At 40.5% G+C, this 25,684-nt stretch carries 23 protein-coding genes and 1 tRNA gene; 13 read left to right on the plus strand and 11 right to left on the minus strand.

Going from position 1 to position 25,684, the window contains the following annotated elements; genetic code table 11:
- Window positions 1-77: 77 nt before the first annotated feature.
- From FVA69_RS07925 to tssB, 6 genes are read right to left on the minus strand one after another with little or no spacing between them, the layout of a single operon-like run.
- Entirely contained in the window at window positions 78-569 is a 492-nt protein-coding gene (locus FVA69_RS07925) for an Hcp family type VI secretion system effector (protein WP_004912469.1), read from the minus strand.
- A 2-nt stretch (window positions 570-571) separates the two neighbouring features.
- Complete coding sequence (locus FVA69_RS07930; RefSeq protein WP_164528647.1) at window positions 572-2,308, minus strand: OmpA family protein; 1,737 nt, start codon at window positions 2,306-2,308, stop codon at window positions 572-574.
- 2 nt (window positions 2,309-2,310) lie between these two features.
- Window positions 2,311-2,967 (minus strand): type VI secretion system protein TssL, short form, encoded by a 657-nt coding sequence (gene tssL, locus FVA69_RS07935; RefSeq protein ID WP_164528648.1) that lies wholly within the window; start codon window positions 2,965-2,967, stop codon window positions 2,311-2,313.
- Complete coding sequence (tssK, locus tag FVA69_RS07940; protein ID WP_004912456.1) at window positions 2,964-4,301, minus strand: type VI secretion system baseplate subunit TssK; 1,338 nt, start codon at window positions 4,299-4,301, stop codon at window positions 2,964-2,966. The genes tssL and tssK overlap by 4 nt, the downstream gene beginning before the upstream one ends.
- 22 nt (window positions 4,302-4,323) lie before the next feature.
- Complete coding sequence (gene tssC, locus FVA69_RS07945) at window positions 4,324-5,868, minus strand: type VI secretion system contractile sheath large subunit (RefSeq protein WP_109911521.1); 1,545 nt, start codon at window positions 5,866-5,868, stop codon at window positions 4,324-4,326.
- 19 nt (window positions 5,869-5,887) lie between these two features.
- On the minus strand, window positions 5,888-6,385 hold the full coding sequence (gene tssB, locus FVA69_RS07950; RefSeq protein ID WP_110732011.1) for a type VI secretion system contractile sheath small subunit: 498 nt from the start codon (window positions 6,383-6,385) through the stop codon (window positions 5,888-5,890).
- A gap of 1,275 nt (window positions 6,386-7,660) precedes the next feature.
- Between tssB and FVA69_RS07955 the strand changes: the two genes are divergently transcribed.
- The 8 genes from FVA69_RS07955 to FVA69_RS07990 all read left to right on the plus strand — a co-directional run bounded on the left by FVA69_RS07955 (window position 7,661) and on the right by FVA69_RS07990 (window position 14,263).
- Window positions 7,661-7,828 carry a helix-turn-helix transcriptional regulator gene (locus FVA69_RS07955; RefSeq protein ID WP_336298222.1) on the plus strand — a complete coding sequence of 56 codons (168 nt, stop codon included), beginning with the start codon at window positions 7,661-7,663 and terminating at the stop codon, window positions 7,826-7,828.
- Window positions 7,792-8,661, plus strand: coding sequence for a hypothetical protein (locus tag FVA69_RS07960; RefSeq protein ID WP_238789291.1), 870 nt, complete (start codon window positions 7,792-7,794; stop codon window positions 8,659-8,661). The genes FVA69_RS07955 and FVA69_RS07960 overlap by 37 nt, the downstream gene beginning before the upstream one ends.
- A gap of 22 nt (window positions 8,662-8,683) precedes the next feature.
- Window positions 8,684-9,703 carry a P2 family phage major capsid protein gene (locus tag FVA69_RS07965; protein WP_164528649.1) on the plus strand — a complete coding sequence of 340 codons (1,020 nt, stop codon included), beginning with the start codon at window positions 8,684-8,686 and terminating at the stop codon, window positions 9,701-9,703.
- The gene (locus tag FVA69_RS07970; protein ID WP_164528650.1) at window positions 9,700-10,233 is read left to right on the plus strand and encodes a GPO family capsid scaffolding protein; all 534 of its coding nucleotides are present in this window, start codon (window positions 9,700-9,702) and stop codon (window positions 10,231-10,233) included. The genes FVA69_RS07965 and FVA69_RS07970 overlap by 4 nt, the downstream gene beginning before the upstream one ends.
- Window positions 10,234-10,392: 159 nt before the next feature.
- Window positions 10,393-10,815: a host cell division inhibitor Icd-like protein gene (locus FVA69_RS07975; RefSeq protein WP_238789292.1), complete on the plus strand. Its 423-nt coding sequence runs from the start codon at window positions 10,393-10,395 to the stop codon at window positions 10,813-10,815.
- Window positions 10,816-10,817: 2 nt separating this feature from the next.
- Window positions 10,818-11,045 carry a hypothetical protein gene (locus FVA69_RS07980; protein ID WP_004912432.1) on the plus strand — a complete coding sequence of 76 codons (228 nt, stop codon included), beginning with the start codon at window positions 10,818-10,820 and terminating at the stop codon, window positions 11,043-11,045.
- Window positions 11,045-13,765: a DUF927 domain-containing protein gene (locus FVA69_RS07985; RefSeq protein WP_164528652.1), complete on the plus strand. Its 2,721-nt coding sequence runs from the start codon at window positions 11,045-11,047 to the stop codon at window positions 13,763-13,765. Before FVA69_RS07980 ends, FVA69_RS07985 begins: the two co-directional genes overlap by 1 nt.
- Before the next feature lie 285 nt (window positions 13,766-14,050).
- Window positions 14,051-14,263, plus strand: a complete 213-nt coding sequence (locus FVA69_RS07990) for an ogr/Delta-like zinc finger family protein (protein WP_164528653.1) — start codon at window positions 14,051-14,053, stop codon at window positions 14,261-14,263.
- 537 nt (window positions 14,264-14,800) lie between these two features.
- On the opposite strand, the gene FVA69_RS07995 is transcribed toward FVA69_RS07990, so the two are convergent.
- Window positions 14,801-15,370 (minus strand): hypothetical protein, encoded by a 570-nt coding sequence (locus FVA69_RS07995; protein ID WP_004906882.1) that lies wholly within the window; start codon window positions 15,368-15,370, stop codon window positions 14,801-14,803.
- A gap of 106 nt (window positions 15,371-15,476) precedes the next feature.
- On the opposite strand from FVA69_RS07995, the gene FVA69_RS08000 reads away from it, so the two are divergent.
- On the plus strand, window positions 15,477-16,844 hold the full coding sequence (locus tag FVA69_RS08000) for a hypothetical protein (protein WP_164528654.1): 1,368 nt from the start codon (window positions 15,477-15,479) through the stop codon (window positions 16,842-16,844).
- Here FVA69_RS08000 and FVA69_RS08005 read toward each other — a convergent pair.
- Both FVA69_RS08005 and FVA69_RS08010 read right to left on the minus strand, forming a co-directional pair.
- Window positions 16,802-17,986, minus strand: coding sequence for a tyrosine-type recombinase/integrase (locus FVA69_RS08005; RefSeq protein WP_164528655.1), 1,185 nt, complete (start codon window positions 17,984-17,986; stop codon window positions 16,802-16,804). The genes FVA69_RS08000 and FVA69_RS08005 overlap by 43 nt on opposite strands.
- 165 nt (window positions 17,987-18,151) lie before the next feature.
- Window positions 18,152-18,226 (minus strand) — tRNA-Arg (locus tag FVA69_RS08010).
- 354 nt (window positions 18,227-18,580) lie between these two features.
- On the opposite strand from FVA69_RS08010, the gene mlaA reads away from it, so the two are divergent.
- Window positions 18,581-19,333, plus strand: coding sequence for a phospholipid-binding lipoprotein MlaA (gene mlaA, locus FVA69_RS08015; protein ID WP_004912414.1), 753 nt, complete (start codon window positions 18,581-18,583; stop codon window positions 19,331-19,333).
- Window positions 19,334-19,899: 566 nt separating this feature from the next.
- On the opposite strand, the gene fadL is transcribed toward mlaA, so the two are convergent.
- Window positions 19,900-21,219: a long-chain fatty acid transporter FadL gene (fadL, locus tag FVA69_RS08020; protein ID WP_164528656.1), complete on the minus strand. Its 1,320-nt coding sequence runs from the start codon at window positions 21,217-21,219 to the stop codon at window positions 19,900-19,902.
- Window positions 21,220-21,572: 353 nt separating this feature from the next.
- Here fadL and FVA69_RS08025 point away from each other — a divergent pair, with 353 nt between their 5' ends.
- A complete protein-coding gene (locus tag FVA69_RS08025) occupies window positions 21,573-21,869 on the plus strand; it encodes a YfcZ/YiiS family protein (protein ID WP_004912408.1) in 297 nt (98 codons plus the stop codon).
- On the opposite strand, the gene FVA69_RS21460 is transcribed toward FVA69_RS08025, so the two are convergent.
- The gene (locus tag FVA69_RS21460; protein WP_255456667.1) at window positions 21,866-21,988 is read right to left on the minus strand and encodes a hypothetical protein; all 123 of its coding nucleotides are present in this window, start codon (window positions 21,986-21,988) and stop codon (window positions 21,866-21,868) included. The two genes, FVA69_RS08025 and FVA69_RS21460, sit on opposite strands and share 4 nt — an antisense overlap.
- A 153-nt stretch (window positions 21,989-22,141) precedes the next feature.
- Between FVA69_RS21460 and fadI the strand changes: the two genes are divergently transcribed.
- Window positions 22,142-23,461 carry an acetyl-CoA C-acyltransferase FadI gene (gene fadI / locus FVA69_RS08030; RefSeq protein WP_164528657.1) on the plus strand — a complete coding sequence of 440 codons (1,320 nt, stop codon included), beginning with the start codon at window positions 22,142-22,144 and terminating at the stop codon, window positions 23,459-23,461.
- The gene (fadJ, locus tag FVA69_RS08035; RefSeq protein ID WP_164528658.1) at window positions 23,461-25,683 is read left to right on the plus strand and encodes a fatty acid oxidation complex subunit alpha FadJ; all 2,223 of its coding nucleotides are present in this window, start codon (window positions 23,461-23,463) and stop codon (window positions 25,681-25,683) included. The genes fadI and fadJ overlap by 1 nt, the downstream gene beginning before the upstream one ends.
- The last annotated feature ends 1 nt before the right edge of the window (window position 25,684 follow it).

Raw genomic sequence — 25,684 nt, forward strand, 5'->3', positions numbered from 1 at the left:
GATAAATTGTGTGTTGTGTGTCATCGGCGTACGAATACGTACAAAAAAGCAGACGCCGAAACGCCTGCTTGTCTTAATTAAGCGGTAGCACGCTCATTCCACGAGTCGGAATGAATGATGTTGCCGTCTTTGTATGTCCAAGTGATTTTTTCATAGCGCAGCTCAATCTCTTCGAGATGGTTGTGCTTCTCTTTATTAGGGTCTTTAATGTCGTGCATTTTTGGCGCGACTTTGACCACTTTGACGTTTTCGAGCTTGGTATTGAAATATTCGACTTCTTGTCCTGCATCATCAATGCGGTACCATTTGAATTCGGCTTCTTTCAAAGTTTGGCCAGTCGTTACCGCTTTGTACAAATAAGGGCTTGATGCATCAATTTCTTTCACGAAAATAAACGGGGTATGAATACGTGTACCCGTTAACTTACCGGTATTGTTATCGGTTGGGATGTACAGGTTATGGTCTTGTGCGACCACTTCAATACTGCCTTCACGGTCTTGTACATTAACAGAGCCCTTGATATCTGCGCCGCCGTCATCTTTTAGCCATAAATAAACAGGAATAGCCATTGTTACTTCTCCTTTCGGGTCGAATGTGTGTCATCGTCCATCGGTGACACGGTTTGATTATCTGTCTCTTGGCAAGCATCTGCCTGAGGGATGAGTCGTATTTCAACGCGCCGATTCTTCGCTCGGCCTTCAGCGGTTTGATTATCGGCAACAGGGTTATTCTGGCCATCTCCTCGAACGGCAAAACAGGCTGGACTGATATCACTGGTCTTTATCATCCAATCTCTGACCGATTCGGCGCGTTTCAGGGATAGTGTTTGGTTGAGTGCTGGGTTTCCGGTGTTATCGGTATAGCCTGAGACGACAATCAACCAACCGGGTTTCGCTTTAATATTGAGTAAGGCGTCGACCAAAACCTTGGTGGCACCTGCTTTTAGCGACGATTGTCCCACATCGAATAGCGATAAGCTGTCAAGGCTGACTATTTCGGGGGCATTTTGAACAATGATAGGCGCAGGAGGCGGTGGGGGCGCCCAACCACTTAATAGTGTGTGCAAGTAGGGTAATATTCTCGCTCCCTGATATAACGCTAAAGAATGAGAGGTTGGGACTCCTTCGCGTTCCCAGCGCGCTAATTGAGCTGCATCATCTTGCAGTTGCTGGTAAGCAGTCTGTTTTGGTGCAAGTGGTGTATCTGATAGTTGCGAAAAACGCGCAATATCTTCACCAATATGACGAATGAGTTGCTGATTATGGTAGTAACTTCCGATTAATGTGCCTATTAAAAAAACACCAAAAATAATTCCGATAGCGCCGAGGGTTCTTTCTGTACGGCTTAAGCTAATATCATGGTGTAAGCGACGCAACATGACATCGGGCAAAGGTAGCAAATCAGTAGTTTGAATTGATGAATATAGAGGCAGCATGGTTTTTTCTTGAATAAATTGCTGCCATAAATTGTTTGGTTGGCTAGTGATATCAATCCACTGAATAGCCCATGCTGAAGGGATTTGTTTCGGTGCTCCAGCTTGAGGTAGTATGAATTGAGGAACTAAAACTTGGTTTAGCCAGCTTTGTAAGGTATCTAGCCATAGAGAAAATTGCAGGCTTTGTTCTGACTGACCGATATGCGTGGGTAGCCACACAGAGTAAGGGACTGACATTGTACCTTCTTGCTCCACCTGAAATTCAGTTTGGTGGCTGAGTAACGTCATCCAAGGGGTATGTTCATCATCAACATGCATAGCGGTATCAGCGTAATGAGGTTTAGAAAGGTATACCGTTACCCAAAATGGCAATTTAGCACCGATTTTTTGACGACCTTCCCCAATAGCTCGACGCCAATTGAGTAGCGCTTGTGTTAGGGTTTCTTGTTGTGTCAGTTGCTCGGGTAATACAACGTATAGTAAGGATAAGTGCCCAGATAGCGATGGGGCATATTCCACCAATGCGGCAATCAATTTAACGAGCTCAGTGGGCGCGGATACACGAATATACCAACCTTGATTTGTTTCTCTGTGTAATTGGGCATCCAGAAATAGCGCTTGAGATTGACCACAAACTAAAATGACAGGCCCCTGATAATTATCAGCCGGAAATGCACCTGTATAATCATGTTCAGTGGATAATACTTGGCGTCGTTGTTTATATTGCAAAAACAACATTCCACCCGTCAGTACTAAGACGAAGACGGAAACAAAAATGGAGACACTTTGCCCTAGAGACCAAAACCCCCAAAGTAGCCACAAGAAAAGTCCCGTAGCAAAAAGCGTCAGACACGGTTTGATTGGATTTTGCATGCCTATCCTTGTGTCATCCACTGTTGTAGTAAATGTTCTAGCGAAGCACTGAACCCCCACCACATGGCGACGAGTATGAGAATGCCGCCTATCCAACCAAACCAGTAAAGTCTGCGACGGCTAAACCGTAATTTAGGTTTTACGACGAGAGGTAATTCTGAAGTGACCAGATAGTCCGGAAGTTGAACATTGAGTTGAGCGACGATCCGCTCACGTTCTGGCGCTTCTTTTTGACGAAACTTACCGACAAACCCGAGGGTAAGCACACGATGAAAACAGAGCAAAACGTCAGGATTCGGGGCGGTTTCGTTTAAAATGCTGCGTAGGCGATCCCAAAGTTTGTCTCCCGCTTCTAATGTATTGAAGTAGCGGGCTTGCAAAGGAGATTGGATCCAAGTGTTGTACCCATCATCTTGGTGCTGGCGATTCATCACGCTTTCATCAATTAGCGCACATTGGGCATATTGCATATGTTCAATGGCGGATTCAGGGTAGCCATGTTCGAGTAATTTTTGGCGTGTTTCATCAATGAGTTGGCAAACACGACGATAAAAACTATCCCCTTGAGTGATGGCAGTGCCTTGATGTAATTGGCAAACCATCAGCCAAGTTTGAGCGAAGATCATGTCGATAGTATGGTGCGATGTTGTATTGTTCATGAGCGAAGTACCGCAAACAGCTCTAATTGAATGTCACCTAACGTGCTTGGAACATAGAACGCACACTGCCCAGAAGAGAGCATGGCTTGACCCGCAGGTGTTTCAATATCTAGCGCAAAATATTGATTTTCTAAGCGAAGAGGAACCGCCGTTGGGACATGACTGAGCGGTTTCAATGGAATACCATTGAGTGCCACATTAACGACGTCAGCCACATCATCACTACTACCCGCTTTGCAAAGGAGTGGAAATTGAGCGATTAATAAGTGAGCCGGTAATGATGAGCGAACCGATAAGTAAAAATCGGCTTCTTCACGTAATCGACCGTCATGGAGTTGACCTTTCCAGAATGGACCTTCTTTTACTAATTCAATACTGATAACACGCGAAGGTAAGCTGGCTTCAAGTAGCGTATTTAATAAAGAAAAAAGCGGTGGAAAAACCTGCTCAGGCTGCTCATGTTTGTATAGTGGTATATCTTCCAATTTATGTTCTAAAGAGAAGGTTAATAAGCTCCCTGCTAAACGAGCAAGTTCTCGGTAGAGTAATTCAGGATGACGATGTAATGCAGACCCGAGTTCATTGAGTACGGGTTCAGCGCTGTTTAGTGAATTCAATAGCCAAAATAATGAGACATCAGCAACCACAAAGTCGGCCATTTTTTCATTACTTTCGCGACGTAGCGCCATTAAACGGCGGCGTTTAGCTACTAATCTATGCATAAACTCCGAGAGTAATGAACGTAATTCAAGGCTACCCTGACAAGCAAGCAAGGGGGGAATAAAACGGTTGTCGAATTCCCACATCCCTTGAGCGTTGCGGATAAGCCGTGCAACCGGACAGGTCATATAGGCTTCATTCTCATCATGGGCAAAACGTAGCGTTGCCACATGACGCAATACTGCAATATCCGTTTCCTCATGTCCGAGCAGATCTTGAACTTTAACCCACTCTTGACTAAATCGACGAGGGCGATCGGTACCCGCTTCAGAGGCTAAGTTGCCACCATTTGCTAGCATTAAAGGTAATGCTAAAACGATGTCTAACGACTGGCGGTCTGCGTAGTCAGCAAGGGATAACACAGGAGGAAGCGCATCAGCTAGAGTGGTATCAATAAGTGTGCCATCATGGAAACGCACAACCATTTTTTGTGCGCTAACGCGAGATAAGGTTAAAGCACTGGCATCAAATTCCGCGCTAATCACCCCCCACGTTGAGGCAATGCCCATTTGAGCAACGACTTCAGCGACATGGCTGTCCCAACGGGCTTGTTGTTGAAATTGTTGAGGGGCCAAAAAGGCCCCGTCTGTCCATAGGGGACGGTAGATTTTCATCCTGAATGACCTTTATGAACCGTTAGGCTTTGGCTTTAGGCATTTGTGAAACTAACGATAAATCAACATCCATACCTTCGACTTGGAAGTGTGGGACGGCATACAGTTTCACGCGGAAGAAGCCAGGGTTATCTTCAATATCTTCGACAACCACTTTTGCATCGCGTAAAGGATGAGAGGCTTGTAAATCATCCCCCGGATCAGTCATTTCAGTCACTAAACCACGCACCCAGTTGTTGAGTTCTAATTCAAGGAGGCGTCTATCTTTGGTGGTACCAATGTTTTCGCGTTGAATAAGCTTCAAGTAATGGGCGATACGAGACAGTAAGAAAATATACGGTAAGCGGGCGTTGATACGGCTGTTTGCAGTTGCGTCAGCGGTGTCATACAGTGCTGGTTTCTGGGCTGAGTTGGCAGAAAAGAAACAGGAGTAATCACGGTTTTTGTAGTAAGACAGCGGGATAAAACCAAGGTTCGCAAACTCAAACTCGCGGGTTTCTGGGATCATCACCTCAGATGGGATTTTGACCTGACTACCTGTTCCTAAATCAAATAAATGAATAGGTAAATCTTTCACTGCGCCACCTGCTTGCGGGCCACGAATTTGCACACACCAGCCATTATTGATAAAGCTTTTTACCATATTAGCAGCAAAGGCAAATGTGGCATTCGTCCACAAATATTTCTCGTGATCTGGCCCTTTTACTTCTTCGACGTAATTGAAGCTACGAACAGGTACAGTATCTGGACCATAAGGTAGGCGACCCAATACACGCGGCATGGTTAAACCAATATAACGGGCATCATCCGAGTCACGGAAGGCTTTCCATTTGATGTATTCAGCACGGTCAAAGTAGTTACCAATATCTTTGATTGCAGCCACTTCTTCCATGGTTTCTTTGCCAAAGAATTTTGGCCCAACAGAGCCAATAAATGGCATATGGGCAGATGCGGAGACTTTAGAGATACTACGTAATAAGGCGATATCTTGAGGGCTGCGATCAAATTCATAGTTAGAAATCATCGCTGCAATAGGCTCACCACCTGGAGTGTCATATTCCGCAATGTAGGTATGGTGGTAAAGGCCACTTTGGATAATTTCCGGGCTATCTTCGAAATCTTGGCGTAGGTCATCTTTGGCGATATCCAGTAGCTCAATTTTGACGTTTTGACGAAAGTCAGTGCGATCAACGAGGAATTTTAAACCACGCCAAGTAGATTCAACTTTTTGGAAGTCTTGATGGTGCATCACTTCGTCAAGTTGTTGACTAATTTGCTTATCAAGTTCAGCAATATGATGATCAAGTAAGTTGCGGTCTAAACGTTCCACTTTTTGACCGGATGATTTTAAACGGTCTAAAAAGACTTGAACAGCAACCGTGACCCGTTCATCCGCAGTTGCATCCGCTAGTGCAGCATTATCTTGGAATTCATTAATATCACTGATTGTAGCAACAGGGGTTAAATTAATTTTTTCAAATAAAGAAGCATAAACACCATGATTAGACGCATCATCAAGTACAGTCGTTGCACCTTGGGTTGATTCAGTTTTTACAGACATCAGCATAATCCTTTAGTAATCCAAATTAATCTTTCTTCGGTGCAAGTTGGGCTAGCTCTTCGCGCAGTTCATCACTGAGTGTTGGATCCTTAAGGATATTTTCCAATTCACGGCGAAATGTGGCGTTATCGAGGAGATTAGATTTTAGGTCGCGTAACAGATTACGCATGGCTAACATTGCGCGCAGTTGTGGGATTTGACGAGCCACTTGCTCGGGTTCAAAGTCCGCCATGTTTTTAAACGTTAATGCGATACTTTCTTCACTTCCATCCCCTGCTAAGGTGTTTTTAACCGTTAGATTGACTGACGGTGAGAATTCATTGAGGACGCTGTCAAAGTTATTTTTATTGATATTAACTTTTTCACGTTCAGATAGCGCACGATCATCTTGCCCATGACTATAATCACCAACCGCTAACAGCTTCAGGGGTAACTCGACTTTTTTCTGAGCCCCCCCCGTGTGCAGATCTAATTTAATATTAACCCGCGCTTTAGGGACTTCATTTTGAAAGCTATCTGACATGAGTGAATTTCCTTGAATTTTAACAGGTATATTTCTTGGTTATTGTTAAATGGTTACAATTGAATTTGATATATTTAACTTATGTAGTTATTTTATTTATATCTTCACCAAATGAATAAATCAACTTTTCTTATCAATAAGTGTGAGTGCAAATTAATGTATTTTTTTGAGTTATCTTAGTTTTGTAATTTGAAAAACCAATAATATCAACATCTAATGACTTTATTTTCTTATTGTTATGATTTTTCTGTGTCAACCAAACCTTTTTGTAACACTTTATTTCAAGTTGTTACAGGGTGATTCATAAGAATATTTACTCGTTTATTGTGTAGGGACCCTGATTTTGAAATAGGAAATTACTTTATGAAAAGGAATTGATGAACCCTATGAAAAATCATCGTTTTTAATGGTCTTTGAAAGAAATGTGTGACATCGGGCATTATTACGACCGCAGTAAAAAAGGGATATTGCAAAACAGCCACGGCCATTTGAATACAAACGCAAAAATTGGGTTGTCATCAATCTAAAAAGCTATTTTGGTGTGAGGATGAAAAGGTAAATACATCAAGCTTGCGGAAAGCTTTAAAAGAAGGATATAAAGAGATTTAATTGATTAGAAAGGATTTTTATTGAGTCAGGTAGACTTCGGGAGAGTTAGGCATGGTGTCCCCTGCAGGAATCGATTCCCTTAATTATCTTACTGATAAAATATAACTTTTATTTTAATTTTTATTTTTCTATACATAATTATATACATTCCGTTTGGAATCATGGTAATCCCTGTTTCAGAATTGAAATGTTCTGATTGTCAGCAAAACGTTATTTTTTCATATGAATCTTCCCGATTTATTTTATGAGAATGTCCCATCTATGAACACTCTGTTTTTTGGGGAGGAATACCTCATAAACAACAACTATATTTATCACATATCAATTTATTTACAAATATTTACAAAAAAGAAGGGCAATAATTTAGATGTATGCAAAAAAATAGTAGGAAGTGCAAATAAAACCAAATAAATGCAAATAGACACAATGGTTACTTTTTGAACATTATTGTTAATTACCGTTAACGGTTGTTAATTAGCTATCAGCTATTAATAGTTCAATAAAATTGAACGAGTTAAATATTCACTGACTTTACCAAATTAATATTCTATGCAAATATAACTGCATCTCACGAGATACAATAAAGTCTAAATTAATCTTAAAGGAATAAATATGAGTTTATTACCTACGGGTAATCTTAACTCCGAAAAAAGTCGGCTGTTAAGAATGCCAGACGTAATTTCATTAACTGGGCTACCTCGTTCTACTATTTATTTTAAAATGAAACATAAAGAGTTTCCTAGCCAAGTACAAATAGGATCACGTTCTGTTGCTTGGTTAGAATCAGAAGTACATGAATGGATAAACAACAATTTAAGGAAAAGGACATTATGAAAAATATATCTTATTACAAAGATGAAAATTTATCGTATATATTTAATTATAAGTTTGCATCTATAAATGATGATAGTAAAGATACTGGATTTATTATACGGACAATTGAGTTATATCGATTGTCTCAAATGAAAGATAAAATAAAACAGTTTTGTGAGCTAACTAACTTTGATTTTGATAATTTAATTCCTAGCGTGGAAGAAATTAAATTGTTGATAAAGCAAGGTGAAGGAGTTGTTTCTAACTATTCGAAACTCTCTGAAAAAGAAACGGCTGAATTGAATAGTTTAACAGAATACATGTCAAACCTAGAAAATGGAAAGCTCAAGAAGCCCGCCCACCAACCAAGCGCAAAAACATGGGCTGAAGATGCTTATCGGGCGATAGAGCGGCAACAAAGCCATGTTAAAAATGAAAATGATAAACTCAATAAAATTAATGGCCTTTACGGTTTATTAAAGCCTGTTATTGAATGGATGATATCAGAAAAAGTTAAAGGGATTAAATCTGATTTATTAAATGCGTTACCAAATCAACAGTGTCATTTAAATTCATTGATATCAGATATGAGTTGGGGGCATGAGCAATCATGTAAATTTATATTGGATGAAATGAGTACGTTTGAACAATGTATTGATAATGTTATAAGCAATTGTACTTTACCAAAAGATCCATATACATTAAGAAACACACCGACATACCGAATTGAATATTATAAGCATTATTACAGTAACAAAGAACCTCATTTAAAAGAAATATTAACCGCCAAAGAATTTGCTGAATCAATGGTTAATGCTGAGCGCAGATTACAACAAAAATTAAAATATCTATAATTTAAAATATAAGGAACATACTATGTACGTAACCACTATTCCAGATGTGGCAATGACTTTTCACGCCAATTTTACCCGTGGGGCTAATTATTTATCTGAAAATAGCCAGATGTTTTCTATTTCTGAGCCTTCTGAAAATTTATTACGTGTCGCTATTTCAGATGCCAGTTGGTTTATGAATCAATTAACGCTGGCAGATGTTAGCGAAGAACGCGGAAATACCATTAACCTTGGTGATAATACGCTTCACACAGGGCGTACTATCGCGACACGATTCCATAAGAATATTAATTTTGAAGGTATGCCTTATGTTTTAGAGGAAACAGATACCTGTGCCGCGATTTCGTTTGAGCAGATGTCCATGATTGCCAATAGCGGCAGCGGGGATGATGAACATTTTACTAAAGTGATGTCAGAATTATTTTCTAAAGCCGTTTCGTTGGACATGATACGCGTCGGTTTTAATGGTGAGTTTTGCGGTTATCCCACGAAGCCCGAGGTTTATAAACGCGGTCAGGATGTGAATAAAGGCTGGCACGCAATCGCAGCCGAATTTAACGAAGGTTCGCAAATAGTGACCGATAAAATTTTATTAGGAAAAGACGGTGCTTTCCCGAATTTAGATGCAATGGCTAACTATCTCATTATGAAAAAGATCCCCGAAGAATACCGTGAAGACCCGCGTTTAGTGGTGTTGGTGGGGGCAGAGTTAGCAGGGTTATACCGCGAGAAACTGTTCGCGGCATCCGATAAACCCGCAGATATTCAAGCAAGCCAAATGGCATTAAGTACCGTTGCAGGGCGTTTTGCCATTATTCCACCGTTTATGCCAGGTCGTCGTTTGGTCGTCACCACACTTGATAACTTGCATATCTATACACAAAAGCACACTCGCCGTTTTCGTGCTGAATTTGTGGACGATAGAAAGGTGTATGAGCATAGCTATCTACGCAATGAGGGCTATGGCTTAGGAGATGGGAATCTATATGCTGCCATTGATGAAAACGCCATCCAGATTGAAGAAGGGGTATTTTCACTATGAGTGAAAGGATTGAACCTCAATTAACGACTGTTTGGATTTGCGTGGCTACATCAGGGCAAACACTAGACGGGCGGCATATTGAGCCTAAATGGTTATTGGATATTGCTGATAGTTATGACCCCGCGTATTACACCGCGCTCATATGGGAAGAGCATAATCGAAAACTGGATAACTTGGGCGAAGTGTTAGCCGTTAAAGCGGAAGAGAGTAACGGAGAAACCAAGCTCTATGCACGTTTAAGACCCAATTTGAAGTTGGTGGAGTACAACAAACAAGGACAAAAATTGTTTTGTTCTATCGAAGTGGAAGAGGATTTTCGCGGACAAAAAGGCGTTTTTTATCTTGGTGGGCTGGCTGTCACGGATAGCCCATCCAGCGTGGGAACGAACCGTTTAGAGTTCAGTATTAACCGTTCTCATTTTTCACGTAAAAAGAGCCGTGTATCGCTCAGTTCACCCACTGCCTTTAATTTATCGGATGGATTAAAAGGCACTAAAAATCGGTGGTTCTCTGCCATTTCAGCAGGTTAAGAAATTAGCCCAGTTTCTCGCTGGGCTAATTCCTCTATTTATCAACAGTACATCAAGCTGGCTTCAATCATGAAAATAAAAAAGTTGCATCTATCTAAAGGGTTGGGCTATAGTTCTTATGCGCTAGCAAAATCTAGCGTCAGGATTGGAACCCTGAATATGTACAAGGCGACAGTAGACGCCTCATGCGTCTTTTTTTATGTCGTAAATAATGCCAACCATATGGCGAATTGCGCCTATTCGAATTCAATGGTGGCGTTGTTAGGGCAACCGAAAGGTTGGCTGGTCTCCTTGTACGCCAGTAGTTCCAACCCTCTCAACGTCACCACCCCTTTAGAGATTGGAACCTCTGGTGGTGACTCCTTAACCAAGTGCAAGGAGATCATCGTTATGATGGCTATCCCTACCCAAACTCAATTTAAATTTCTTTTCTTGTGTGTAAAACGTTCAGATATCACTGCAAAACCGTGCCGCCTTTCAGCGATAGCACCGACCGAACAAAGCGCAAGAAGTCTACTTGTTCGTGATTTTATTCTCTTATTCGCAGGTCGTTTACCTGTGGAATCAATAAAAGGGGAATAATCATGAAAAACAATCCTCTAAGAAATACGGTCATTTCCCCCGCAGGTGAGAAACAATTGTTAAGGGCTGCACAAATAGCCTCTTTTCTTTCTGATTTACTCGAAGCCAATGTGATTAGTGGATCTCCCCATGTATCCAGCGAGGGTATGGCGGCAGTCATGGAATGTTTAGCGGAGCAAGTTGAGCAGGTGATTACTGAAAGTAGCTTGATGAACAAGGACATTACATAATGAACAATCAAACTCATCAAAATTCTTCGATGGCACAAGCACGGACTCCATCAGTGAGCGATATTGTTAAATCTGCAAATGGTCGTTGGGGATATATTTTAAATAATTTGGGCGTCACCGTTCCTGATAATCATAAACATGGGGCTTGCCCGAAATGTGGCGGCAAAGACCGTTTTCGTTTTGATGATAAGAACGGGAAAGGCACATGGTTTTGTAATCACTGTGGCAGCGGTGATGGGTTGGATTTACTCAAATTAGTGACAGGGCAAGATATTAAAACCGCCTGTTTAGAAATTAATAAAATACTGCTTTTACCTGAATTCAAAAAAATAGCGCCAACCCAGATAAAAAAGGTTAGCGCTACTCGGGGCATTGAGTCATTTGAAAAGCTGAAAGCCTTGTCTCTTTCAGGGGAAAGCCAGTACCTAACAAATAAGGGCTTAACCAATCACCAATGCTTAATCATTCAGCAACACTATACACAAGGTGAGCTGAAATTTCCAATCGGTTCGTTATTGCTTCCGTTGGTTGATAACCTGTTTTTGGTGAAAGGCGGGCAACTAATCAGCCCAACGGGTGAGAAAGCCCTGTTATCTGGTTCTGCACTCTCTGGCTCCTTTATTATTGTGTCGGGTCAGGCACAAGAATCCCTTGAGCAAATCGTGATTACAGAGGGCTTTGCAACAGGCTTAAGCCTATCAAAAGTGATTGATTCGTTTATTGTGGCAGCGGTTGCCGCCACTAACCTAGTGAAAGTTGCTCAACAATTACGGGAACGCTACCCACAAGCAAAAATCATTATCGCGGGTGATAACGATTATATTGATGGGAAAGAAAATACGGGCAAATTGTGGGCAGAAAAAGCGGCTAAAGCGGTTGACGGTTGGATCACGTTACCACCCACCCATTACAAAGCGGATTGGGATGATTACCGCCAAGAAAACAGCACTGTTAAAGTGAAAGAAGCCTTTTTTGAGGAAATGACTTATTGCGGCAAAGATAAAGCCTATTTACCTCAAGGCTTTAGGCTGACTCAAGAATATTTGTGGTATGACAAATTGGTGAATAAATCGGATGGTGACACCGAGGTTAGAAACATCAAAATCAGTAGCCCGATAAAAGTTACCGCAATTACCTGTGATGCGGACGGCAGTAATTACGGCCGTTTATTGGAATGGGATGATACCTACGGAAATTGCCGTAAATGGGCAATGCCAATGGAAATGTTAAGCGGCAGCGGTGAAGAATTACGTCGTGTCCTTTTGGTGAACGGACTTTCCTATATCAATATTTCGGGGCAGGCTCGCGCGCATTTAATGGAATACATTTCATTGTGCCGACCAGAGAAAAAAGTCACTTGCGTCAATAAAACGGGCTGGCATGGCAACGTGTATGTCTTGCAGGATGAAGTGGTTGGAACAGGGGCAGATTCCGTTATTTTGCAAACCTCCAGTGTACAAGGTAAAGATTTTAGGGTTGCAGGCACTAGCGAGGAGTGGCGAGAGCATATTGGCAAATATTGCGTAGGAAACGCTAGGCTGGCGTTTTCTGTGAGTCTTGCCTTTGCATCATCATTATTAAAATTAGTCGGTGTGGGGGGCGGTGGCTACCATTTAAAAGGCGAATCAACAGACGGTAAGACCACCACAATGAAAGTGGCGGCTTCGGTTTGTGGTGGTACGGATTACTGGTACACATGGCGGGCAACAGGTAATGCGCTTGAGGGAACGGCTTGCCGTCGTAATGACGCTACGTTAATGCTGGATGAAATCCGCGAAGTGGACGGACGCGAAGCGGGTAACATTGCTTACATGCTGGCAAATGGTCAAGGTAAAGCCCGCGCAAAAACAGACGGCAGCGTCAGAGAAACAAATCGCTGGAACCTACTGTTTCTCTCAACAGGCGAACTGTCATTGGTTGAACATGCCGCCAATGCGGGCGAACGCACCTATGCAGGGGTTGAAGTCCGTATGATACAAATCCCCAGTGATTCGGGTAAACACGGTGTATTTGAGGATTTGCACCAGTTTGCGAGTGGTAAAGCCTTAGCGGAGCACCTTGAGCAAGCCGTCACGAAATATCATGGCTCTCCGTTCCGTGATTGGCTGAAATATCTCACCAATGATTTAACGTTTATTTCCAGTACGGCTAAAGCGTTATTAAAAGAGTACACCGCTAAATTGACGCCTGAAAATGCAGGGAATCAAGTCGGGCGAGCTATCACGCGCTTTGCGCTTGTGGCAATGGCGGGGGAAATTGCCACATTAGCGGGGATTACAGGCTGGAAAGAAGGTGAAGCCTTTACAGCCGCAAAAACCTGTTTAGATGCATGGATGAATGAACGTGGTCATACCGCTAATCAGGAAGACATGACCGCGTTAGAACAAATCACCGATTTTATTTCACGTAATCAATTTAGCCGCTTTGCCGATTGGTATGACGAAAACAGCCGTCCGATGAACATGATGGGCTTTCGTCGTGTCGAAAAAGGGGTATGCAACCAAGAACCAACAATTCAATTTTACGTATTACCGACGGCATGGAAAGAAATCTGCAAAGGTTTTGACGCTCGAAAGGTGGTGCGTTTGTGTATTGAGAAAGGCTGGCTTGAAACGGGGAACGATGGGAAAGCCCAAACCAGTATACGCCTACCAGAAATAGGGGTGAAACGGGTGTACGTCTTTAACAGTGAAGTCCTCGGTTCATCGGATATTCTCTAATAAAAACTGACCATCTTATATTTTTAGTGTAACAGGTGTAACAAGGGTTACAGATATGATTTAAAAGGATTTTATCTGTTACACTTTTTGTTTTTAAATGGGTAACAAGGTGTAACACGTTAGCGATTGTTACACCTGTTACACCTTGAATTTTTGAAAGTGTAACAAAATAAGTTCTTATTATTCAAGGCTGTAACCCTTGTTACACCTGTTACCCTTTAAAATAGCAAGGTATGTATTTAATTGGCTTTATTCTGGAAGGCATTAAGGAAAAGGTGATTAACCATGCGAGTCATGAAAGTGTACTGTCCTGTTTGCGGTGAACAGGCAACAATTCGAAAAATTCAAATGGAGGGCGTTGATAACATTCCTCATATTTACTGTTCCTGTAATGATTTTGAATGTGGTCATACTTACATGTTAACCCTGACTTTCTCACACACGATACAACCAAGTAATTTGAAGTCAGCCAGTAACCAACCTATTTTGCCGTTATGATTGATTTGTATTTTACGTGGCTATCTCACAGTAATTTTTTGAAGTAGTCACTTAAACGTTAAGTGTCATTTAGCAAAATAAATTTCATTCGATTTCAGTTTTTCAATTCTCCGCAACCCGCATAAAAACTGGCTTTTCAGTTTTTATGCGGTGCATTCGCTCAAGTAAAAATCTCACGTAAAATAGAAAAATCATTTTATTTCAATTGGTTGTACTGTCATTCACTAAACGCACTCCACCTGAAAACTGAAATTTACTGAAAATCTTTTCACATATTTCAGTTTGAGATTTTCGGCAACGCCCTAGTATTGGCGCGGCTTGGCGATAGGGTTTGTAGAATTTTAAAACTGAAATAATTTTTAGATCCAAATTGTGCAGGCGGGTGCGGTGTAGTGCGTTTTACGTGGTAAAAACTTTTCATTCGTGCTCACTGTGATTCGCTAGTCAGTCACAGTGAGCACGGCTCTTATATTGATTGGGGAGGTGCATCTTGATAATTAGAGGGCTTACAGTGGCGGATAATGCAAATTACAAGGGTCATGCAGGGCCAATCCAATCCCTATCAACTTTTTGTAAGATTTTTTCCCATGCATTTAACTCAACGTCATCTTCTTTAGTTGGTGTGGTAGGGGCTTTCGGATTACCCGTTTGTACTTTAGCTTTAACTTTACTCACGGCTCTAATTTCTTTTTTCTCAGAAACAGATAAATGTTCTCTTAGCGTAAAAGAAACTTGCCAAGCCATTTGCCCATTAATTTCAGACGCATCGATATTTCCGGTAAATGTACCAATCCGAAAATTTACCGATTTAGCGGTATGATTCGCTACTCGATAGCGTTTAAGTTTGCCGTTCTCTTTCGCTTCTGCGAGTGTAAATAATCGGGCTAAGGTAGCCCCATCCGTAAAATTAATAACCCCAGTGATACGAAGTTCCTTTGGCTTAACACCTTGTTCTGCTACTGCTGTGCTGGATGTTTGTCCTGATTGGTCTTTATCTTGGAATTGAACGGATAGGCTTACTTTGATGTTTTTCAGTGGAATGGCTTCACCATCAAGGGCGAATGTGATTGTTGGATTTTGTGTAACGGGTTGGTTTTGTTGCATCATAATTTATTCCTTTAATAGTGATATTTCGTATCCTGCGAGCTGTGTTAATATCATGAAACCAGAAAAAACACACTAATATCTTAGTATTTTAAATTTGGGTAAAACAATGGAATATCAATTAACAGATTTAGATGAATTATTATCTGGAGTGAAAAATTTACATTCTAAGGGATATTTGAAAGAGGCAATCGTTTCTTACAGGGCAGGCGCATATAGAGCAGCTGTAACGTCGACATGGATTGCTATTTGTGTTGATGTTATACAAAAAATACTAGAACTTGCTAATACAGGAGATCCTGAAGCTATAAAGCTAAAAAGCCAACTAGATAATATTAATTCAAATAATGTTGCAGGAATGTTGAGTTTTGAAAAAGATATACTAAAAGTAGCTCAAGAAGATTTGGAAATAATTTCTTTGATTGAACGTACTCAACTTGAACGAATTCAATTTGATAGGAACATATGCGCCCACCCAACATTTTCACCTGATGGAGTTCAGTTTGTGCCGAAGTCTGAACTAGTTCGAGCCTATATAGTAATGGCAGGTAATTATCTTTTATGTGTAAGTCCAGTTAACGGTAAGGCTATATTAGATATTATTTATACATTTATAAATAGTAATTCTTTTCCTGATGATGAAAATAAAGCATTTAATACACTTAATTCAGAAAGATACTTAGGCAGAGTTAAGAGCTCTGTATTCAGAAATTTATTTATAATGATTTTTAAAAGAATATTTAGAGATGATAAGGTCGTATCAGAAGCTTTAATGAGAAACATGATGTATTCCATTTCTACAATAGAAAGGTTAAATCATAATCTTTATAAAGATGTCAGTAAAGAAAAATTCATTCCATTAATTGCAGATGCTGTGGATGATAACTTTGAAAGATTATTTCGAGTCCTTTACTACAAACCAGAACTATGGCAATTAGCAGATGACGCGATAAAAAATAGGCTTGAACAATTATTAAAAAATATGAATGTAAACAGCTTATTAGAAAATAAAGTTAATGCTATTGTTGATTTAACTTCAGATATGACTAGTTCGTTTTTATACAATATAAATAGACTTGATTTTAATAACAAAAAGCTTATTTATAAAGCTCTTCCCTGCAAAGCATTGGCTTTAAATGTTGTTGATTTATTTATAGAATCAAGCAGCTTCAATGAGGCATTTAATAACGGTTTAATTTTATTGGAATATAGCCAATACTTTACAGATGAACTTCTAAATAAAACTTTAAATGGGACACTTGATAATTCAGCTTTTGCTGGTATTAACCAAATAATATGGGCTACAGGAATAGATGATATATTATCTAATTTATATAACAAAACAAAGAAAAGTAATGTTTCTAATCACTCAAGTATTTGGATAAAGTTCAGAGGTGAACTTGAAGAAAAAGGAGCTAACACAACCAAAATTGATCAATTAATGACTGATGATGGTTTGATCACTATATCCGAGTAATTATTCATCATTTTAATTCTACCTTCTAAGTACAAAGCGTGATTATAAATTCCACGGATGGAATTTTTATCAACATGAGCAAGCTGTAATTCAATCCATGCACTATTAAAGCCTTTCTCATGCAAAATTGTGCTCATCATATGCCTAAACCCATGACCTGTTAGTCTACCTTTGTAGCCAATTTTAGCGATAACCTTATTTATGCTAGCTTCGCTAATAGGTTTTCTAGCATCATTCCGACCCGGAAAAAGTATTGGATAGTTACCCGTAATCACTTGTAGCTTGCCAAGGATCTCTATAGCTTGTGGTGACAGGGGCACTAGGTGAGGTCGACGCTTTTTCATGCGCTCTTTAGGTATTTCCCAAATTGCATTTTCAAAATCAAATTCTGACCATTCAGCGAGCCTCAATTCTACAGTTCTAACACCAGTAAGCATTAATAGCTGGGTAGCATATTTAGTTACTTTGCTGCCTTGGTAGTTATTCAGCGCTTTGACAAATTCAGGAATTTCATTTTCACGTAGGAACGGAAAGTGTTTAGTTTCTGGCTTGTTCATAGCTCCGGCTAAATCGGGAGCAGGATTATATTTTACTCTTCCTGTAATGACTGCATATCTAAATACTTCACCACAACGGCGACGAATCTTGCTTGCTTGTTCAAGTGCGCCACGCTTTTCTATCTTCTGTAGAACGGCAAGTAATTCTAATGGCGCTATTTGGTCTATCGGTCTACTTCCAATATAAGGAAAAACGTCATTTTCAAAGCAACGCAATATTTCACTTGCATAGCCTTTTGTCCAAGTAGAACATTTGGAGGAGTGCCATTCCATTGCAACAGCTTGGAATGTATTCTCTGTGGCATATTTAAGGGCTATCTTTTCTGATTTACGTGCATCACTAGGATTGATGTTTTCTGATAGCTGTTTTTTTGCTTCGTCTCTTTTTCTTCTGGCATCAGCTAAAGATACTTGGTCATAAGTACCTAAAGAGATCATCTTGGGTTTGCCTGCAAATCGATAACGAAAACGCCAGCCTTTAGAGCCATTTGGCTCAATAAGCATTGATAAGCCGTTACCATCATTCAAGGTATACGCCTTATCTTTAGGCTTTGCTTTACGAATTTGGATGTCTGTTAGCAGCATAATGTGTATAGTTTTCCCATTGAACCTAGACCTATACTCAATAATATACACATTAGCACTTAGATTCCACTAAACAATACAAGACAACACTAGACAATGAAAGTGTTTAACTTACTGGTTTTAATGTGAAAATTAGATGTTATAAGATATTTTTAGAAGTAGTCATGGTGTCCCCTGCAGGAATCGAACCTGCAACTAGCCCTTAGGAGGGGCTCGTTATATCCATTTAACTAAGGGGACTTTTGGTGTCAAAATTACGACAGCGAGGGCATTTTACTGTTCAGACCTAATTGAATCAAGTTGTTACGGGCAAATAATCGAATTTATCTGCCATAAATGTTTTTTTGACTGTTTTTTATTCGAAAGTAGGGGGGTTGTCATTTTTAAAATTGAGTGAGGGAGTATTTCTGTTTTGTACTAATTGTTCAATTTTCTTATAATAAGAATATGATTAAATGGCTTATAATTAGTCTTTAAGATAATCAAATAACTCAAAAGGATTAACATAATTCTTTTTTTAGCCTTACTATAAGCAAAATATTTATTACAGTGGAAAGTACCGTAGTAGGACGGTGCAGGGAATGGAGAAATGTTATGAAGTTTCGCATGACGGGTGTTTTTCTGGCAGGGGTGCTGATTGCAGGTTGTGCTAGTAGCATTGACCCAGAAACACATGAGCGTTCAGACCCTTTAGAGGGGTTCAACCGAGCAATGTTTAATTTCAACTATAACGTCCTTGACCCTTATGTCTTGAGGCCTGTAGCGGTTGCTTGGAATGATTATGTCCCGATGCCTGCCCGAAATGGATTAACCAATTTTTTCGTTAACCTTGAAGAACCTGCAAGTATGTTAAATAGTTTTTTGCGTGGTGAAGTGACTCAAGGTTTCAAACATTTTAACCGCTTTTTCCTTAATACCGTCTTTGGTATGGGAGGCTTGATTGATGTTGCATCAATGGCCAATCCTCAGCTAGTTAAAGAAGAACCCAAACGCTTTGGTAATACCTTGGGTTATTACGATGTGGGCTATGGTCCCTATGTGGTGCTACCGGGATATGGTAGTGCAACACCAAGGGAACAAGGTGGTGATTTAGTTGATGATTTATATCCAATGTTAAGTTATCTCACATTCTGGATGTCAGCAGGTAAGTGGGCACTGGAAGGAATTGAAACTCGTGCAAGGTTGTTAGATTCAGATGGATTGCTGAAAAACTCTTCAGATCCGTACTTAATGATGCGAGAAGCCTATTTCCAACGTAATGACTTCTTATCAAGTGGTGGTGCGTTAAAAGCAACAGAAAACCCAAATGCAGCAGCGATTGAAGACCAGCTTGATTCGATAGATTAGTAAATTGAATTGTTTTGGAAGGTTTATCACTCTCTTGCATTAGAACAATACTAGAGAGTGATAAATAGAAAGCTAATCATTGTCTCTTTTTCCTCGTTGGGAGATAGTGTCAATCAGGGCGATTACCCCTAATACACCAATAAAACCTACAGTAAACAGTGTTCCCATAAAACCTCCTAAGTTTTCGTCATTGTTGCCTCTTTTACATGCCTTTACGGCCGTAGCCAATAATAGAATATAGCGTGATTAATACAGTTTGATGAAAAGCCATATATTAGTGGGTGTCATCAGTATAAATTATGCTATTGGGTTGTAGTTGCAAATAAGAACATTCAGAGAATGAATGATAATCTAATGAAATATAAAGCAAATTATCTCAAAAATGAGGTTGTATCTATTTTATAAAGAAATGGTAAAGTGAATTATATGCTTAACATTTAATTTACATATGATGTGGGTTAGGGTCAAGAAAATTTATGTTAAGTTTTGAAAATTAGTGGGATGAGATAGTTGAAGTTGAAAATAGTATCAGGGAGGGAACTCCCTGATACTGAAAATTCAATTAATTAGAATGTATAGTTGAAGTTCACACCATATAACCAAGCAGAACCTTCAGATTTGAAATGATATGCAGGAAGAACACTTTCAGGAACATCTTCACTTAACCGTTCCTTGATATCAACTTTCTTACCGTGCATGTAGGAGATACCGACATCAACAGAAGCATTTTCATTGAATGCATAAGTGGTACCAGCACTTAACCAGTAACGATCTTGGTCAGGTATAGAAATTGAACGGTAATCAGAGCGTACAGGTGTTTGGTCGTAGGCAATACCTGTACGGAATGTCCAGTTTTCATCATAGAAATAAGTGGTACCCAGTGCTAAACGCCATGCATCTTTAAAGTGTTCAGGTTTATGGAATAACTGCTCACCGTCACTTTTTCTGTAGGCGGTTAATTCTTTAAATTCACTCCAGCCAGTATAGGCAACGCTGTAGTGTAGAGCCCACTTAGGTGCAACTTTATGGTAGCCAGAGAATTCCCAGATATCAGGTAAATTAAGGTCTAACTTACCTTTGATTTTTTCACCACCTGTACCATTTAATTGAGTTATTGCTTTTGGTATGTCATTGGAATATTTGCCATCTTCAAACTTAACTTTAACTTTTGAACGGTAACTTAGGCTTAAACGGTTATCATCATTGATTTCATATAAAATACCCGCATTCCAACCATAACCCCAGTCATCGCCTGTTAATTTGGCCATGGTAGTGCTAGCTGGGAATTGAGGTAAACCTAATTTAGGCGCTAAAGTACCTAGATCTCCCGCATGACGGGTAATTTCAGCATCGGCATACACGGCATTCACGCCCAAGCCAAAACTAAAATTATTATTTACACGGTATGCTCCACTTAAGTTTAGATTAACTGTTTTTAAGTCTGTCTTACCGCCTATAGGGCCTGCTGCATAATTTTTATTAAAATCAGTGGCTAAACCAAAGTTGGTGGTCATTGACGTACCGACTGCCCATTTGTCATTAACTGGGAATATAAAGTGTGCATTGGGTACAACAGCACTTGGCGCAATGTCATTTGCGGTGGTATTGCTACCGAGAAGTGAACCGCCTTTGCCTTTAATATCAACACTTGGGTCAATATAAACGGCACCAATAGAAAGAGAAGGGCGATCAAACAACATCATGGCAGCAGGGTTTCGACTTCCCTCACTTGCGTTGTCGCCCATCGCACCAGCTCCCGAAAACGCGCGTCCCAGTGCGGATGTAGAATATTCATTAAGCAAAAAACCAGCCGCGCCTGCGTTGGATGATACAATTGCCACTGCTATTGCTAAAGCTGATCTAGAGAACAGGTTTTTCTGGCTCATGACCAAAACCCTCTTATGTTTTATTTTGAATAAAGCGACTTCTATCGCAAGAAGCGCAGAATTGTAGGGTCCCTTGCCGTTATGACAAATCAGACCAGTTACTAGAGTATAGGTCTGACCACCTGATATGTTGCAAGCTTGTTTTGCTATTATTGTGATATTGTTTTCAAAAATGCGACATATTTAACAAAATAGCAACATGAGCGGATAAATTGAGAACAATAAGTATGCGAATACGGGGTAAGATCAAACTTATGTTTAATTATTAGCGATATATTTTGATACACACTAGTTTTTAGCACTTTTTCAGCGTTATGATAGCGACTTAACAGTTTGTTTATTTGGAGAGTAAAATGACTGATGCGATTAACCGTTGTAGCGCGGATGAAACCGCAGCCTGCTGCTGTGTAGATGTGGGAACAGTATTGGATAATAAAGACTGTACTGCGTCGTATCAGCATGTTTTCGCTACACAAGGTGAAGCTGAAACCATGCTGAAAACACTCACAGAAAAAGCAAAATCTGTTGAGTCTGATCCTTGTGTCATAACCCATTCTATTAAGCCTGTAGAGGGTGGTGTTGAGCTGACGGCTGAATTTAGTTTTAGCTGTGAAGCAGAAAGCTTAATTTTTCAGTTAGGCCTTCGTTAATCAAACGTTTGAATTTGCTCTGATTTGCCTTTTATCGCTAAAACAGTGGTCTGATTAACACTCAGTGATAAAAGGCTTCCTTCATCCCCCTCGTTTTCCCTTACTGCAATTTGTTGCATTTTTACTCTATGTTGCGTACCTGCTCGCATTTTTTATTAATACCCATTGATAATTGTGAATTTTATGTTAACAATCATTACAGGTCAGACCTCTTTATCCGGTTAGTGAGTGAGTTAACTATAATTTTCATTTTTGCTTTAGCAGGAGCGACCATGAATCAACATCTCCACCATGGTGAAAATACAGATAAAACAAATGAAAGGATCGCCATTGTCAGTGGTCTACGCTTGCCTTTTGCAAAGCAATCTACGGCATATGCAGGAATTCCAGCAGTCGATTTAGGTAAAGCGGTAGTTGCTGAGTTATTAGCCCGTAGTGATTTAGACAAAAACCTCATTGAGCAACTGGTATTTGGGCAAGTGGTACAAATGCCAGAAGCGCCTAATATTGCGAGGGAAATTGTTCTCGGAACAGGTATGAGCGTTTCGACGGATGCTTATAGTGTATCTCGAGCGTGTGCAACTAGTTTTCAAGCAATTGTTAATGTTGCACAAAGCATGATGGTAGGTGATATTTCTATCGGTATTGCTGGCGGGGCGGATTCATCTTCTGTGCTTCCTATTGGCGTATCAAAAAAATTGGCAGAGACATTGTTAGCTTTAAGTAAAGCAAAGTCTGTTGGACAAAAATTATCACTGTTAACGAAATTACGCTTGAAGGATTTAGCGCCTGTCGCACCGGGTGTTGCGGAATACTCTACGGGGCTACGCATGGGGGATACCGCGGAGCAAATGGCGAAAAGTTATCAGATCAGCCGAGCCCAGCAAGATGAACTCGCTCATCGTTCGCATATGTTAGCGGCAAAAGCTTGGGAAAATGGCGCTTTAAATGATGAAGTTATGACTGCCTATATGCCTCCCTTTAAGCAAGCATTTTCCCAAGATAACAATGTGCGTACAAACTCAGTTTTGTCTTCTTATGCGAAATTAAAACCCGCATTTGACCGCAAGCACGGTAGCGTTACTGCAGCAAACAGCACGCCGTTGACGGATGGCGCCGCTGCGGTATTGATGATGACAGAGTCTCGAGCGAAATCACTGGGTTATACACCGCTTGGCTATATTCGAAGTTATGCGTTTTCCGCAATAGACGTATGGGAAGATATGCTATTAGGGCCTTCTTATGCCACTCCACTCGCTTTAAAACGTGCAGGGTTATCGTTGCAAGATCTATCCCTGATTGACATGCATGAGGCCTTTGCTGCGCAAACACTTGCTAATTTACACATGTTTGGTAGCCGTAAATTCGCACAAGAGAAACTGGGAATGGATCACGCCATTGGCGAAGTGGATATGGACAAATTTAATGTCTTAGGCGGTTCTATTGCTTATGGGCACCCATTTGCGGCTACAGGCGCACGAATGGTGACACAAACTTTAAATGAGTTACGTAGACGCGGTGGTGGGTTTGGGTTAACAACAGCTTGTGCTGCGGGTGGTTTAGGTGCAGCAATGATTTTAGAGGTGGAATAATGGCTCAAAATTCTGCTATAGAAGTTACAAGAGAAAAAACACAACAGGCCTTTAGCTTAAAAATTTATGACGAAAATGTGGGGGTTATCTTCATTGATGTCCCCAATGAAAAAGTAAATACACTAAAAGCGGAGTTTGCGGAACAATTTTTGGCGATTTTACAACAAGCGCAGTCTACTTCAGGTTTGAAAGGGCTAGTTATTACCTCAGGAAAAAAAGACAATTTTATTGCAGGCGCTGACATTAGCATGATAGCAGGCTGTGAAAATAAGTCCCAAGCCAGTGAATTGTCAAAAGCAGGTCATGTACTGTTTGATAAAATCGATAACTACCCATTGCCTATTATTGCTGCGATACATGGTGCGTGTTTAGGGGGTGGGCTAGAGCTTGCTTTGGCATGTCATGCGCGGGTTTGCTCCAATGATGATAAAACGAAATTAGGCTTGCCTGAAGTACAATTGGGGCTATTACCTGGCTCCGGGGGAACTCAGCGTTTACCTCGGTTGATTGGTATTCCGCATGCATTGGATTTAATGCTGACAGGCCGCCAGCTAAAAGCTAAACAGGCGCTGAAAATAGGGTTGGTTGATGATGTGGTTCCAGAGCCTATTTTACTCGACGTTGCGGTGAAAATGGTGAAAAAAGGGGGCGTTCAGCGTCCAGCTATCCATTGGCAACAGCGTTTATTAAGCAGCAAATTACTACGTAATAAAGTGTTTGAGAGTGCCAAACAAAAAACACTCAGCAAAACTAAAGGCCATTATCCAGCCCCAGAAAAAATTATTCATGTCGTAAAAACAGGTATGAATAAAGGTTTGCAAGCAGGCTATGCGGAAGAAGCGAAAGCTTTCGGTGAGCTCGTGATGACACCAGAGTCTACTGCATTACGTAATTTATTTTTTGCGGTTACCGCATTAAAAAATGACACAGGGGCACAAGCAACGCCATTGAAGATTAATCAAGTTGGTGTGCTTGGTGGCGGGTTGATGGGCGGTGGAATTGCTTATGTCACCGCTTTTCAAGGTAAATTACCCGTCCGCATAAAAGATATTTCAGACAAAGGCGTCACACAGGCCTTGCGCTATAGCTGGGATCTACTGACCCAGCGAGTTATCAAGCGGCGGTTATTAGCCCGAGAACGTGCAGCTGTTATGGCTAAGGTATCAGGCACATTAAATTATCAAGGGCTTGAAAATGCGGACATCGTGATTGAAGCGGTATTTGAAGATTTAGCACTGAAACAAAAAATGGTTGCTGAAGTTGAGAAGATGTCGAAACAGCAAGTTATTTTTGCTTCTAATACATCATCTTTACCTATTCACCAAATTGCACAGAAAGCAATTCATCCCGAAAAAGTGATTGGCTTACACTATTTTAGTCCCGTCGATAAAATGCCTTTAGTTGAAGTGATCCCTCATCAACAAACAGATGAAACTACAATTGCGACAGTGGTTGCTTTAGCAAAACGCCAAGGTAAAACAGCGATTGTTGTGGGGGATGATGCAGGTTTCTATGTAAATCGCATTTTAGCGCCATTCTTATGTGAAGCAGCGCAATGCCTTGTTGAAGGTGAATCAATAGAACACATTGATCGTGCTTTAGTTGAATTTGGCTTCCCTGTTGGGCCATTTAATTTGTTGGATGAAGTGGGCATTGATGTAGGAACAAAAATTTTACCGATTTTAGTTGAACGTTTTGGTGAGCGTTTTAAGGCGCCTGATATCCTCGACAAAGTGGTTAAAGATGACCGTAAAGGTAAGAAAAACGGCAAAGGTTTTTATGAATATGGTCATCACACCAATAAGTTGTGGTTTTGGAAAAAAGCCAGTAAACGTCAAGTTGATAAAACCATTTATTCACTAATTGAAATGGTTCCCAACAATAAACTGACTAAAGCGGATATTGCACAGCGCTGTGTCATGATGATGCTTAACGAAGCTGCCCGCTGCCTTGATGAAAACATCATTAGAAATGCTCGTGATGGGGATGTGGGAGCGGTATTTGGTATCGGTTTCCCGCCCTTCTTTGGTGGTCCGTTTAGGTATATGGATAGCCTAGGGATTGCAAAAACGGTGGAAACTCTGAATAACCTCGCCGTGAAATATGGTGATAAATTCCAGCCTTGTGAATTGCTATGTGACATGGCAGAGAATAATCGAACCTTTTTTTCTACCAATGTAGAAGGTGGGGTTGATGTAATAAAACCAAGTAATGAACAATAAT

Origin of the sequence: Providencia sp. PROV004 (assembly GCF_011045615.1) — a bacterium.
Classification (GTDB): domain Bacteria; phylum Pseudomonadota; class Gammaproteobacteria; order Enterobacterales; family Enterobacteriaceae; genus Providencia; species Providencia rettgeri.